The 13,154-nt window shown below is 45.7% G+C and carries 11 protein-coding genes; 2 read left to right on the top strand and 9 right to left on the bottom strand.

Translation table 11 applies throughout. The features are described 5' to 3' along the window. Positions 1–653: 653 nt before the first annotated feature. Together ACTXGJ_RS00625 and ppk2 are read left to right on the top strand one after the other, a co-directional pair. Positions 654–2,471 carry an acetyl-CoA C-acetyltransferase gene (locus ACTXGJ_RS00625; protein ID WP_443564810.1) on the top strand — a complete coding sequence of 606 codons (1,818 nt, stop codon included), beginning with the start codon at positions 654–656 and terminating at the stop codon, positions 2,469–2,471. Positions 2,472–2,687: 216 nt separating this feature from the next. Next, positions 2,688–3,701 (top strand): polyphosphate kinase 2, encoded by a 1,014-nt coding sequence (gene ppk2 / locus ACTXGJ_RS00620; protein ID WP_443564809.1) that lies wholly within the window; start codon positions 2,688–2,690, stop codon positions 3,699–3,701. A 30-nt stretch (positions 3,702–3,731) separates the two neighbouring features. Here ppk2 and ACTXGJ_RS00615 read toward each other — a convergent pair whose 3' ends face one another. The 9 genes from ACTXGJ_RS00615 to ACTXGJ_RS00575 all read right to left on the bottom strand — a co-directional run bounded on the left by ACTXGJ_RS00615 (position 3,732) and on the right by ACTXGJ_RS00575 (position 13,126). Then, positions 3,732–4,079: a PilZ domain-containing protein gene (locus ACTXGJ_RS00615; protein WP_439241048.1), complete on the bottom strand. Its 348-nt coding sequence runs from the start codon at positions 4,077–4,079 to the stop codon at positions 3,732–3,734. Positions 4,080–4,198: 119 nt separating this feature from the next. Beyond that, positions 4,199–5,347 carry a DNA polymerase III subunit delta' gene (locus ACTXGJ_RS00610; protein WP_443564808.1) on the bottom strand — a complete coding sequence of 383 codons (1,149 nt, stop codon included), beginning with the start codon at positions 5,345–5,347 and terminating at the stop codon, positions 4,199–4,201. A 115-nt stretch (positions 5,348–5,462) separates the two neighbouring features. Then, positions 5,463–6,314: a 3-deoxy-manno-octulosonate cytidylyltransferase gene (gene kdsB, locus ACTXGJ_RS00605; protein ID WP_443564807.1), complete on the bottom strand. Its 852-nt coding sequence runs from the start codon at positions 6,312–6,314 to the stop codon at positions 5,463–5,465. Between the two features lie 47 nt (positions 6,315–6,361). Then, positions 6,362–7,516 carry a tetraacyldisaccharide 4'-kinase gene (lpxK, locus tag ACTXGJ_RS00600; RefSeq protein ID WP_443564806.1) on the bottom strand — a complete coding sequence of 385 codons (1,155 nt, stop codon included), beginning with the start codon at positions 7,514–7,516 and terminating at the stop codon, positions 6,362–6,364. Between the two features lie 113 nt (positions 7,517–7,629). Beyond that, positions 7,630–9,414, bottom strand: coding sequence for a lipid A export permease/ATP-binding protein MsbA (gene msbA, locus ACTXGJ_RS00595; protein WP_443564805.1), 1,785 nt, complete (start codon positions 9,412–9,414; stop codon positions 7,630–7,632). Between the two features lie 198 nt (positions 9,415–9,612). Then, positions 9,613–10,044, bottom strand: a complete 432-nt coding sequence (locus tag ACTXGJ_RS00590; RefSeq protein WP_439241058.1) for an ExbD/TolR family protein — start codon at positions 10,042–10,044, stop codon at positions 9,613–9,615. Positions 10,045–10,168: 124 nt separating this feature from the next. Next, positions 10,169–10,906 (bottom strand): MotA/TolQ/ExbB proton channel family protein, encoded by a 738-nt coding sequence (locus ACTXGJ_RS00585; protein ID WP_443564804.1) that lies wholly within the window; start codon positions 10,904–10,906, stop codon positions 10,169–10,171. A gap of 95 nt (positions 10,907–11,001) precedes the next feature. After that, positions 11,002–12,186, bottom strand: coding sequence for a ParB/RepB/Spo0J family partition protein (locus ACTXGJ_RS00580; protein ID WP_443564803.1), 1,185 nt, complete (start codon positions 12,184–12,186; stop codon positions 11,002–11,004). Positions 12,187–12,346: 160 nt separating this feature from the next. After that, positions 12,347–13,126: a ParA family protein gene (locus ACTXGJ_RS00575; RefSeq protein WP_443564802.1), complete on the bottom strand. Its 780-nt coding sequence runs from the start codon at positions 13,124–13,126 to the stop codon at positions 12,347–12,349. Between the last annotated feature and the right edge of the window lie 28 nt (positions 13,127–13,154).

Genomic DNA, 13,154 nt, shown 5'->3' with positions numbered 1-13,154 from the left:
CAGCCATCTAGCTCATAACACTTAATAAAACGTTGCTAACCTAAAGCGTCTGAACAAAACATGTACTTATTATAAAGACTCACCTAGGCGATGATTATAAGTGTTTAGTAAGTACTGCTATATAACTCTTACCCACAATAGGCCTATTATAGAATACTGCCAACTTGTCATCGCTGACAGTAGCGCATGTAAAACTTATCAATACTTACTTAAGAATAGGGTTAAATAGCTTTTGAACGACCTTAGTAAAGCAACTATATTAACGAATTATCGACAACATCTGCAAACCGGATAAAAGTCAATAGACCTTCTCAATCACAAACGTAGACAGCACAGTTACTCTATAATCATTCAAAAATAACACGCTTATGTTAAAATCTGTTCGGTACTTACTATAAGTTATGATCTTCACTGTCAATGATAACAATATATTATTGAATGAGCTACTCAGTATTCAGTCTAGTCAATACTGCTCAGTCTAATATTTATAGCTCGCTTTTTGCAATTTTGTCTCTTTGAGCTGCAAATATTTGCTAAAGCCCTACAAGAAGGTCATTAAAATTATTATGATTAGCAGTTATCATCTTATATATTGACTAATAATTTTTTATTCTTTACGCCCTAACATTCACTACTACTTTAAGGATACCTTTATGAGTAACAAAAAAGACAGCCCTATTGTTGGAACGACAGTCGTTAAAGGTGACGATAACAGCGCTAGCACTAAAAAAGCGACGACCAGTAACCCAAGCTCTACTCCATCTACAGGCAACGATGCGCAGTATGATTCTATCGCTGATCTAAAGCAGCATACTGATATTCTTGATGCTGAAGGTAATCCAGTTACCGAGCAAGCTAACAGTGCCGAAGCGGATAAAAAAGCTAAAATCAAAGAAGACATGGCTAGTGACAAAAAAGCAGCTAAAGAGGAAGAGCTTGCTACCCTTGGCGCTACTTCTGAGTCTAAAACGACTGACAAAGCCAAAACAGATAGCGCTGATAAAAACACCACTGATAAGAAATCAGCTAGTAAGCGCACTACCACTAGCGAAAGCTCTAAAAAAAGCACCACGACTAAAAACAACGCTAATGAGAAAAAAGCTATGCAAGACAAAAAAGATGAACCAAAAGCAGCCGCCACTAAAAAACCTCGTACGGCGCCTAAAAAGAAGAGTACAGCATCAAGCTCAGAGCAGCAGCGCGTCGCTATCTTAGGCGGTAACCGTATTCCATTTGCACGCTCAAATGGTTCTTATGCTGACGCCAGTAATATCGATATGCTCACCGCAGCCTTAAACGGTCTCATCGAGCGTTATAACTTGCAAGATGAAGTAGTCGGTGAAGTAGTTGCAGGCGCAGTAATGAAACTAAGCCGCGATATCAACTTAACTCGTGAATCAGTGCTAAACACCGCTCTAAACGCACACACACCGACTTATGATATCGCCCAAGCTTGTGGTACTGGCTTGCAAGCGACTTTTGCTTCTGCCAATAAGATCGCTCTAGGTATTATCGATTCAGCTATCACCGGCGGCGTTGATACCACTTCTGATGCGCCTATCGCAGTGGGTGACGGCCTACGTAAAGTTATGATCAAACTAGGAGCGGCTAAGACTAATAAGCAGCGCCTAAAAGCACTAATGGGTCTTAATCCAAAAGATATCATTGATTCTCCACAGAACGGTGAGCCACGTACTGGCCTATCTATGGGCGAGCATCAAGCGATCACTGCTCTTGAATGGAACATCAGCCGTGAAGATCAAGATGAGCTGGCATTCAATAGCCATCAAAACTTGGCTCGAGCTTACGACGAAGGCTTCTTTGACGACTTGATCACTCCTTATAAAGGTCTGACTCGTGATAATAACCTGCGTCCAGATACCACTTTAGAAAAACTAGCTAAGCTCAAGCCAGTATTTGGTAAGAAAAATGCCAATCCAACCATGACTGCTGCGAACTCTACGCCGCTCACTGACGGTGCCTCATGTGTACTATTAGCCAACGATGAGTGGGCCAAAGAGCACGGTCTAAAGCCATTAGCTTATATCGTTCATCAAGAGACAGCCGCGGTAGACTTCATCGGTAAGTCTGGCGAAAAAGAAGGCTTACTCATGGCACCTGCTTATGCCGTGCCGCGTATGCTTGAGCGTGCCGGTCTGACTCTACAAGACTTTGACTTCTATGAGATTCATGAAGCCTTTGCCTCACAAGTACTCTCAACGCTAGCAGCTTGGGAAGATGAGACTTTCTGCCAAGAGCGTTTAGGTCTTGATGCGCCATTAGGCTCTATCGATCGTAGCAAGCTTAACGTTAACGGTTCATCACTAGCAGCCGGTCACCCCTTTGCAGCAACCGGTGGTCGTATCTTAGCGACAGCAGCCAAATTGCTCGATGAAAAAGGCTCAGGTCGTGCGCTTATCTCTATCTGTGCCGCTGGTGGTCAAGGCGTCACTTGTATTTTAGAGAAGTAGTCTGAGATCCTATTGTTTATTAACTAATCGATGATTCGTTAATTATCCTAATGCCTTCTGGTGATAATCAGGGGGCGTTTTTTATGGTTGTAAGGTTTTTTATTGAGGTTGCTTTTTATTAATATCACCTAACCTATCTCTAGATTTTTTGAAAGGTATGATAAAGTAAAGATACCCCTATCCCTGCTACGACGTTTTTATATTAATGAGTGTTATATGACTAAGATACCATCAGCAATAGACCCTGACTCACTGACCATTCAAGAGCGACGCGAATTAAGCCCATCTGAGCAGGATAACTTTGTAGAACGTATGGACAAAGAAGTGTTCGATGATGAGCTGCGGCGCAAAATGCATCTAGATTTAATCGATACCTATGATGAAGAGCTTGAAAACGAAATTGACGATTATGTGCGGGATTTTCGTTTCGATGGTATTGAGATGAGCGAGCATGAAATTTTAGAGCGGCGTACCTACTTTCAAGAGTTGGTGCGCTTACAACGAGAGCTGATAAAACTCCAAGACTGGGTGGTGGATCGCGGTGAGCGTATCGTTGTGGTCTTTGAAGGACGCGATTCTGCGGGTAAAGGCGGCGCTATTAAGCGCATCACTCAGCGATTAAACCCAAGGGTTTGTCGTGTGGCAGCCCTGCCTGCGCCTACCGAACGTGAGCAATCACAGTGGTATTTTCAGCGCTATGTGGCGCATTTGCCGGCGGCGGGTGAGATCGTATTATTTGATCGCAGTTGGTATAACCGCGTTGGTGTGGAGCGAGTCATGGGGTTTTGTACCGATGCGCAATACGAGGAGTTTTTTCAATCAGTGCCTGAGTTTGAGCGTATGCTAGTGCGCTCAGGCATCCGGCTGGTGAAGTATTGGTTTTCGATTACTGATGATGAGCAGCACTCACGGTTTATGAGTCGTATCCATGATCCGCTAAAGCAGTGGAAGCTGTCACCGATGGACCTACAATCGCGTCGGCGCTGGGAAGATTATACTAAAGCGAAAGAGACGATGTTCGAGCGCACCCATATTCCAGAAGCGCCGTGGTGGGTCGTTGAAGGTAATAATAAAAAGCGCGCGCGGCTCAATTGCATCGCACATTTGTTAGAGCAAATCCCTTATGTCGAAGTACCGCGTGATGAGGTAGACCTACCGGATCGTAAGCGTGATGACGAGTATTACCGCGAGCCTATCCCCGATGATATGTACGTGCCTTCGCGGTATTAGGCAACTATAAAACCGACGTAGTATAAAAATCTACATCGTATAAGTGTTTTGCTGACTGTCTATCTTGCCGGCGAGCAAACGCTCCACTTCGTTCTTAATTCTTTGACCGGTGACATCTTTACCGATTTGCACCGCGAATCCTGCTGGACGATGGGCATTGGCTTTATGATTGATCCAGACTACTTTGCCATTCATCGGTAGGCGCTCTTTTGAGTTTGGCAGAGTAAAAGCCACAAACACCTCATTACCTAAGCGCTGCTCGAGGTTACTGGGCACAAATAAGGCGCCATTATCGACAAAAGATAAATAACTGGCATATAAAGTGGTGATATCTTCAATATGACAAGTAAGAATTCCACCGCGTCCTGGCATAGCCATAATCAGCTCCTTGAAGGTTAGGCTTTTGGATATAAGGTTGGTTGCAGGTTTGTCTATTTGCGTATAAAGGCTAGAACAGTTGCTATTAGCCTCACTGTAATCTTTTCAAAGTGAATGAGTTATAACACTGCTAATGCTTGCATGAGCTTATCATAGGCGAACTTCTCTTGGATATTTTGTTGTAGAGAAATTTTGATTTGTTGCAAACTATCGACAAGACCTTGCATCGACATCTCTGTCGGCTTGTGCTGCGCTAGAGCTTTGGGTAGCTCAGTATCGTTTTGAATACTCACTAAACCCATATTTATCCGGCGAATATCTAGGAGCATAAGCTCGGTTAATTTGATGAAATCGCTGAGACTGAGCTGCTGCTGCCAGTAGTCGCTTGCTGCTAAGCTGCTACGCTTGCCACTACGCAAAGCCTGCCAAGTCGTTAGCCACAATGCTCGGCTACCATACCAATCGGCCTGCGCCAAAGCTACCGCAGCTAAAGGCGCGCCATTAGTAAGCTGTAGGAGTTGCTTGATCTGCTCTGGACTGACTATTTCGCGATTAATAGTACTGCCAAGCGCCTGCTGCACGCCAAGCGCCTGCTGCACGCCAAGCGCCTGCTGCACATAGTCAGCTGCGATAGAAGGCTCAATGTGCTGCAAAGGCAATTGCTGTACTCGGCTCTTTATAGTGGGAAGTAATTTGCTCGGCGTATCACTCAGTAAAAACAGATGGACTTGCGCTTGCGGCTCCTCCAGTGTTTTTAGTAGCGCATTAGCAGCGGCGATAGTCATTTGTTCGGCATAATCCAATACACAAATCCGTAACCCCTGTCCGCCTTGATAAATAAAAGGCTGTAGCGCGCGAATATCATCGACCTTAATAGTGACTAGCGCCTTACTAGTCGATTTGGCTGATTTGTTACTGCTGTTCGATTTTTTATGATTAGACTTAGCGCCTTCTCGAGCATTCTCATGCTCGGCATCAAGCGGCATACTCGTTAGGGGCAATACTTGTAAGCTTGGATGAGTCCCTGACTTTAGCCACTGACAGCTTTCACAATGACCGCAGGCCCCTTGCCGATGACTGGCTTGCTGATGACACAATAGCCAAGCGACAAAGCGCCAGACAAACGCCCGCTTACCCATGCCCGCCATCCCTGCTGCCAGCAATGCGTGCGGTAGGTTGTGCGGCGGCGCTAGTACTCGCTCAGTCAATTGAGTCCATAGCGACTGCTGCCAAGGTAATAACGGCGAAAAATAAATACTATCGGTCATATTCCTTATTACCTTCAATCGTTATCATCAACTGTCATCTGCAAAATAATTACTAATAATCTATTATTTACTATTTATTTTACTTAGGCTATTTAACTGTTTAACTTTTATAAGCCTATGAGTTATGGTATTGCTGGAAATCGTTCAGGCTCATAGCATTGAGTCGATCTAAGTCTTCTTGCGTATCCACTCCCGCCGGTAATTGCAGCGCGGCAGCGGCAATTGCAATATGACCACCGTTTTCTAAAATACGTAATTGCTCTAAGCTCTCAAGCACCTCAAGCGGTGTCTGTGACCACGCCACGAACTGCTCTAATAGGCTGACTCTATAAGCATATAAGCCTAAATGACGATGAGCATCTTTTGGCGTTTTAGATTCTAAATCTTGTGATACGGCAGCTGATGAGGTCTCTTGATGAACGCTAGCCATAGCTAAAGCGAGATCACGATCGCAAGGAATAGGCGCACGGCTGAAATAAAGCGCACGCTGTTGCTGATTGACGGTAGCATTCACGACTTTAACCACTGAAGGACGCATAAAGCTAGCAAAATCTTCGATCGGCTCATATAAAGTTGCCATGACACTGGCGACATCATTGACTAGTAGCGTTTTGACTTGTTCTAATAGCAAAGGCGGCACTAACGGCTCATCACCTTGCATATTGATGACAATATCATCTTTGTCCCAGCCTTTAATGGCGGCCACTTCTGCCAGACGATCGGTTCCTGAAGCGTGATCACTGCGCGTCATGACGACCTCAAAGCCTGCTTCCATGCAGAGCTTAGCGATGCGCTCATCGTCAGTAGCGATACACATATCATCCGCAAAATCTGCCGCTTGCGCTTTTTCTGCCACCCATAGGATCATAGGCTTGCCATGTATCGCTAATAACGGCTTACCCGGCAAGCGCGTACTTTTGAAGCGCGCAGGAATGACAATGTGAGTCTTAAAAGATGCAGGTGCCATAGCTATTTCCATAAGAAATCATAAAATAAATACTATCAGTTGATATTTTAGTGAATAGGTACATTATGAGTGACGTTATCTATCGGCGCAGTATTGATACCTAACGCTTTGAGTTGCTGCTCTAGCGTTTGATAACAAGCAGCGGATAACTCTGCGCTCACAGGTAATACCCAAAGCCTAGTAACTAGCTCATCCCAGTCATGACTAGACTTAGCCTCTTCGCTACTTGCTACTTGTTGGCGCTTTTGCCGCCATAACGCTTTTATTTTCACCGCATCTTTGCTAGTGACCACAATAGGATGCTCGGTATATTGTAAAAGCTCTGCCAAACTAAAGTCATAATGATCAGGATAAGGGTGCTGGATAACCTTAAAGCCAAGCGTGCGCAAAGTGTCAAAAAACCGCTGCGGATAACCAATACCGCTAACCCCGTGCACTGTACTGCCAGCTTTGGGCGCTGCTGGATGACTGACGCTGTCAGTACCGTTTTCTTTTAATTCGTGCGCTAGCAACCGCTTTAATGGACTAGGCTGCAAATGCATGGTTAATTCATTCGTCGCTTGCAGGCTATCGCTCAAAACTGGATTATCAATTTTTTTGTGATAGATGACAGTGCTGTCCTTGAGCCGTGATAGCGGCTCGCGAAGATAGCCTACCGGCAATAATTGGCGATTACCAAAGCCGCGCGCAGCATCTACCACAATCCACTCAATATCGCGCTGCAGAGCATAATGTTGCAAACCATCATCAGCGATAATCAGCTGGATGTCCTCATGAGCTTCAAGCAAAGTCGTTATCGCTTGCTCGCGATTCGGACACACTGCCATAGCGACACCAGTCGTGTTGACGATCAAACAAGGCTCGTCGCCGACGGCACTTGGCAGGCTATCTTTAGTCACCAGCGTTGGCATTTGCGTACTATCGCCGCCATAACCGCGACTGATGACGCCTACTTTGATACCGCGCTGCTGTAAATAGTGCACTAAGCTTATGATGAGTGGCGTTTTGCCACTGCCGCCGACAGTAATATTACCGATGACCATAACCGGCACAGGGGCGAGGTAGCTGGCTAGCCATCCTAGCTGATAGGCCTTGCGGCGCATAGCGGTTAGTAGTCCGTACAAGCCGCTTATCGGTAGCAATAACCAAAGCCAAAGCGCCTTTCGCTGCCACGCATCAGTAATCAATGTCTCTAATTTCATAGCGCTAACACTACTCTTTTATTGCCATATCAGTCAGATACTTGTTGAGTCAGGTATATTATGCCTTACTCTTAAAAGTCTATTCTCGATAAAAATACAGCTATGGCTACGTACTATTCAAAATCACGCTCATACATCTGCGCGTAATAGCCTTGCTTTTGTAACAGCGACTCGTGGGTGCCAATCTCAACGATACGCCCACCATCCATCACCGCGATGCGATCAGCGGACTCGATAGTGGTCAGGCGATGAGCGATAACTAAGGTCGTACGATCTTTCATGACATTATCAAGCGCTTGCTGGATATAATACTCCGACTCATTGTCAAGGGCACTAGTCGCCTCATCTAGGATGAGAATAGGCGCGTCTTTTAGCAGAGCTCGCGCAATCGACAGACGCTGGCGCTGGCCCCCAGAGAGTTGTAGCCCTTCTGCGCCTATTTGGCTTTGATAGCCTTGCGGCATTTTCATAATAAAATCATGGGCAAAAGCATCCTTTGCCGCGCGCTCAACCTCAGCTTGGCTCTTAGCCGCCAAACTACCATAAGCAATATTTTCAAAGACACTCGTATTAAACAGCACCACTTGCTGATTGACCATCGCGATCTGCGAGCGCAGGCTCTCTAAAGTAATATCCTCAATAGGCATGCCATCCATAGTAATCTGACCTGAGGACGTCGCTAATGTCCGCGTCAGCAAATTGACGAGTGAGGATTTACCAGCGCCACTGCGTCCGACTAGCGCCACCGTCTCGCCCGCTTTTACCTCTAAGCTAAAGTCTTGTAGCGCCACGGTTGAGTCAGGATAAACTAAGCCGACTTTATCTAATTGCAAAGCGCCTGAAAGTCTTGGGTTTAAGGTACCAGTATCTTGCTCCTCAGGCTCATCGATAAGGGCAAATATCGACTCACCAGCCGCGATGCCTTTTTGCAATTTTTGATTGACGTCTGTCAATGAGCGTACCGGCTTACTCAGTAGTCCAGCGGCGGCAATATAAGAGATGAACTCACCTGCTGAGATGTTATTGATCACTTGCGGCCGCAGTGCCAACCACACCACCACAGACATCGCCATCGCCATCAGTAGCTGCACCGCTGGGGTGTTAATACTGTTAGTCACAACGACTTTCATGCCTTGGCGCAGGTTTTTCTTAGAAGTCTTATCGAAGCGCTTAGACTCATAAGCCTGACCGCCATAGTTTTTGACCACCTGATAGCCACCAATCACCTCATTGGTAATGTGGCTGACGTCGCCCATCGTTTGCTGAATACCCTTTGAGAGCTTAAGATAACGCTTGGAGGCGATGCGGATCAGCCATAAAATAGGCGGCAGAACCAAAAACAAAATAAGGGTTAAGCGCCAATTACTGTAGAGTAAAAAACCTATCAAAGCCACAACCGTCAAGCCGTCGCGTAATACCGTCTTCATCGAATCCGTACTGGCAGCGGTGACTTGCTCGACATCGAAGATAAGCTTTGAAGAGATGGTTCCGGCAGGATTGGCCAAATAAAACGAGCTCGGTAGGCGTAAAAGCTTATTAAATACCTCGACTCGCAGCTCATAAACTAAGTTTCTAGACACTAGCGCTGAATAGTAGTTCCCTAAGAAGCTGCCAACGCCACGCACAAAGAATAGACTGATAATCAATAGAGGGAATAGATTTTGTTTGGCTTGATCGTTTTGATTAATCGCGTCAGTAATGTACTGCAGCAGCTTAGCGATCCAGATCTCGGTAGCCGCATTAATCGCAAAACCAAGCACAGTCAGTAATAGCGCCCACCAATATGGCTTTAAATAACGCAGTAGCCGCAGTAAAGTTTTATGTTTGGGCGGTGCTACTCGCTCAGGCTTAGTTTTAGCCTTGTTGTTATGATTACGTAATAGGCGAGATTGGCTCATAAAAGCCCCAAGTTAAAACAAAATGAATTACTCTTACGAGAGCGGCTGAAAACTGCGACAAAGTATACCATCATGAGGGAGAGGATAGCTATGTCTGCAAAAGACTTCAGATCCAAGGTATGACAGATAAAAAACTCAGGATAAGTGCTCTAACCACTCATTGATAGCGCTTACTTTATCCTTGTAGTCTTAAGTGTTCTACTGCGGTAGCGGCTGACCTAAAGGGACGACGGTACTGATATTAATATTCAAAAATCCCAGTTTACCAGCGACGTCCATCACTTGTACTACTGATTGATGAGTAGCGTTTGCATCAGCAGCAATTACGAACAGTAGCTGACGATTACTCCCTGCTTCTTGCTGAAGCAAACTGGTCAATTCCGCCGCATTGCTATTAGCAAGCGCTATACCATTAACCAGATAACTGCCGTCTTCTTGTACCGCTACCTCAATACTCTCTTGCTGTTCAACTACTTCAACACCTTCTGCCTCAGGCAGGATGATATTAAGACGGCTAAAGTGGTTAAAGGACGTAGCAAGTAATAAAAATATAATTAAAAAGAGCAAGCAATCAATCATTGGCGTCAGATTAATCTCAAGCGGCTCGACAGTAGGCTTTCTAAAACGCATAGCAATCTCTTTGATGGAGCTAACTCTTGGTGGTACCAATCTAATGGTATTGAGTAGTATCAATACATGAGTATTCAAAATTCAACATAAAGACAGTCATGTCAGTATTTCAGTCAATCGTTAGCTAGGACTCTAAGCTAAAAGATTTGTCTAAAGAATGATCAGGGCTATGCGAGTGCTTAGAGCGCCCTGTTCCAGCTTTATTCGCTGCTAATAGATCTAAATCATAGGCCGAGTCATGAGCGACATTTAGCAGCTTATAATCATAGAGCTCTTGGATCATCAGCCCCGCTTCAGTCTCAAAATGGGCGTTAATATCAACGATACGCCGCTGAAAGTAACGGTAGGCAACCAGCGCTGGTATAGCGACAATCATACCGGCAGCAGTAGTAATCAGCGCTTGTGAGACGCCAGCGGCCAGCAAGGTCGGATCTTGCATAGCGCCATCGGTAATGGCCAAAAACGAAGAGATAATACCCAATACGGTACCTAATAGACCTAATAACGGCGCTATGGCCCCTATAGTGCCGAGCATATTGATGTTTTTTTCTAATTGATGAATCTGTACGCTCGCTCGGTTTTGCATGTGCATGGTCATAGAGTCAAGCCCATACTGGCGATAGAGCAAGCCGGTCGCCAAAATGTCGCCTAGCGGAGTTTTTTCTTTGACATTGACCAATTGTGTGCGCCCGATAGTACCATTCTCGCGTAAACGATTGATCAGCTGCTCACGCAGTTTTATTGGCACCACTTTATTGAACTGTAAAGTACTACTACGTTCAATGATAATAATAAGCGCCACGACTGAACAGACGACGATGGGCATCATTAACCAACCGCCTGCTTTTACCAACTCCCACATAAGGCTTCTCTTTTTTTTTGAGATTTCTACTGAGCTTTATTTGCCAGATAGCTTCTAGGAACTATTAATGACAGCAATAGAGGCTAGAACAAAGACTAGCTTTGCACATTTAAATGTTTGATAAGAGCGGTCAGCTCGTCTTGGTTGTGGAAGAATATCTCGACGCTACCTTGACCGCCTTTTTTGTGTTTCAGCTTAACCTGTGCCCCTAGCGCATCTGTTAAACGCTGGGTCAGGCGCTCGACATCGTGGGTTTGCGAGGCGTCTTTATTTTTAGCTTTTTGGGTAGGCTGCAAAATGGACTTGACCAGCTTTTCCGCCTCACGTACCGTCATATTGCCATCGATGATTTTTTGGGCAATGATCGGCTGCTGCTTGGAAGACAAAGCCAAAAGCGTGCGCGCATGACCCATATCAAGCGCGCTATTTGAGAGATGGTCTTTGACCGTATCGTGGAGCTGATTGAGGCGTAGTAAGTTAGATACCGTCGTACGCGCCTTCCCTACTACCTCAGCGATCATAGCATGACTCATACCGAACTCTGTATGAAAGCGCTGAAGCGCCGCTGCCTGTTCGATAACGGACAAATCTTCGCGTTGAATATTTTCGATCAAAGCTAGCGCTATAGCGAGCTCATCGGACAAGGCACGCTCAATTGCTGGTATAACCGCTTTGTCTGCCATTTTAGCGGCGCGCCAACGGCGCTCGCCAGCGATAATCTCATGCGTGACCTCATCTGTACTTTTATCTTCATTGGCTAGTAGTGGTCTGATCACAATCGGCTGCATGACGCCGTGCTGCTCGATAGAAGAAGCCAGTTCTGCTAGGGCCGTCTCACTCATATCGCGGCGCGGTTGATACTTACCCGCTTGCAGGCGATTGACATCTATTTGTACTAAGCTGATTTGATCTTCTGACGCTGTATTATCCTGCTCATTGCTGCGAGGTTTATGATTGCGCATTTTAGCAGGGTTACGAGTAGCACGCGCCGATCGTTTAGTTGACTGCGGGGCATCATCTTGATTAGCAGCTATAGATTTTGTCGACGCTGCCTTTTTACTGACCGTCACATCACCGGTTATAGGGGTGGTAGCGCTCTGATCTTTACGAGCAGTTTTATCACTGGCAGAGTCATCATTGGCAACATCGTTCTCAGCATTACCGGCGCGCGCTGCCATGTCATCTTGCAATGCTGAAGCGGTGATTTGCTTTTCTTTTTTTATTGACCCTAATAAGGCATCTAAACCTCGATTGGCAGCCAATCCTCGTTTTTTCGCCATGATTCCTTATCCTCTAACGCTACAATAAAAACCAAATGATAATAATGAAGACACCGACTCACTCTTTTTTCGATGCCATCATTTATAAATATACTGCTCAATACTAAATGTTTTAAGTCTTTATTTCTAACGACTATTTATCTCTAACGACTCTGCAGTCTTAACTGCTTTGTTCGATGACTTCGTCAGCAAGCTTTTGATAAGCTCTAGCGCCTTTGGACCAGCGCTCGTAAGCCAATACCGGTATGCCGTGCGCAGGCGCTTCTGCCAAGCGAATGTTTCTTGGAATATGGGTGCGATACATGATATCGCCAAAGTGCGCATCTAGCTCTTGGGAGACGTCATTGGCTAAGGTATTACGCGCATCAAATAAGGTGCGCACGACGCCGCGAATATGCAGCTTAGGATTAAGCTCAGTCAAGCGCTCAATCGTTTGTGATAAATCGGCTAAACCTTCGAGCGCATAGTACTCGCACTGCATCGGGATAATCACCCCATCAGTCGCCACCAACGCATTCACCGTCAAAAGATTCAAGCTTGGCGCACAGTCTAAAATAATGTAGTCGTAAGGCTGGCTTTGTTTATTCGCTTGCTCTGCGACTAAGTCGCTCAGGGCTGATTTTAGCAGCTCATGGCTGTTGGTCTGCCCCATCAAAGTAATATCCATACCAGCCAGCTCACGATTTGCTGCGATGACATCGAACCCTGCTGGGCTTTTAACGATTGCCTCTTGCAACGACACACCATCGAGCAGCACATCTGCTATGGTCAGCTCAAGCTCGTTTTTTTGCAGGCCAGTGCCGGTAGTGGCGTTGCCCTGCGGATCTAAGTCAATCAGCAAAACATGCTTACGCTTATCGGCTAAGCTTGCGGTCAAGTTCACAGCCGTGGTGGTTTTACCTACGCCGCCTTTTTGATTCGCAATGGCTATGATTTCCATACACTCACTCAATTTATTAGGTCTATTA

The sequence above is a fragment of the Psychrobacter sp. 1Y11 genome (assembly GCF_052259045.1).
Lineage (GTDB): Bacteria > Pseudomonadota > Gammaproteobacteria > Pseudomonadales > Moraxellaceae > Psychrobacter.
The sequence above is the reverse complement of the archived record's forward strand: the minus strand, read 5'-3'. Positions and strand labels throughout refer to the sequence as shown.

Coding starts and splice junctions, on each gene's coding strand:
- ACTXGJ_RS00625 (WP_443564810.1), top strand. CDS start 654: ATGAGTAACAAAAAAGACAGCCCTATTGTTGGAACGACAGTCGTTAAA.
- ppk2 (WP_443564809.1), top strand. CDS start 2,688: ATGACTAAGATACCATCAGCAATAGACCCTGACTCACTGACCATTCAA.
- ACTXGJ_RS00615 (WP_439241048.1), bottom strand. CDS start 4,079: ATGGCTATGCCAGGACGCGGTGGAATTCTTACTTGTCATATTGAAGAT.
- ACTXGJ_RS00610 (WP_443564808.1), bottom strand. CDS start 5,347: ATGACCGATAGTATTTATTTTTCGCCGTTATTACCTTGGCAGCAGTCG.
- kdsB (WP_443564807.1), bottom strand. CDS start 6,314: ATGGCACCTGCATCTTTTAAGACTCACATTGTCATTCCTGCGCGCTTC.
- lpxK (WP_443564806.1), bottom strand. CDS start 7,516: ATGAAATTAGAGACATTGATTACTGATGCGTGGCAGCGAAAGGCGCTT.
- msbA (WP_443564805.1), bottom strand. CDS start 9,414: ATGAGCCAATCTCGCCTATTACGTAATCATAACAACAAGGCTAAAACT.
- ACTXGJ_RS00590 (WP_439241058.1), bottom strand. CDS start 10,044: ATGCGTTTTAGAAAGCCTACTGTCGAGCCGCTTGAGATTAATCTGACG.
- ACTXGJ_RS00585 (WP_443564804.1), bottom strand. CDS start 10,906: ATGTGGGAGTTGGTAAAAGCAGGCGGTTGGTTAATGATGCCCATCGTC.
- ACTXGJ_RS00580 (WP_443564803.1), bottom strand. CDS start 12,186: ATGGCGAAAAAACGAGGATTGGCTGCCAATCGAGGTTTAGATGCCTTA.
- ACTXGJ_RS00575 (WP_443564802.1), bottom strand. CDS start 13,126: ATGGAAATCATAGCCATTGCGAATCAAAAAGGCGGCGTAGGTAAAACC.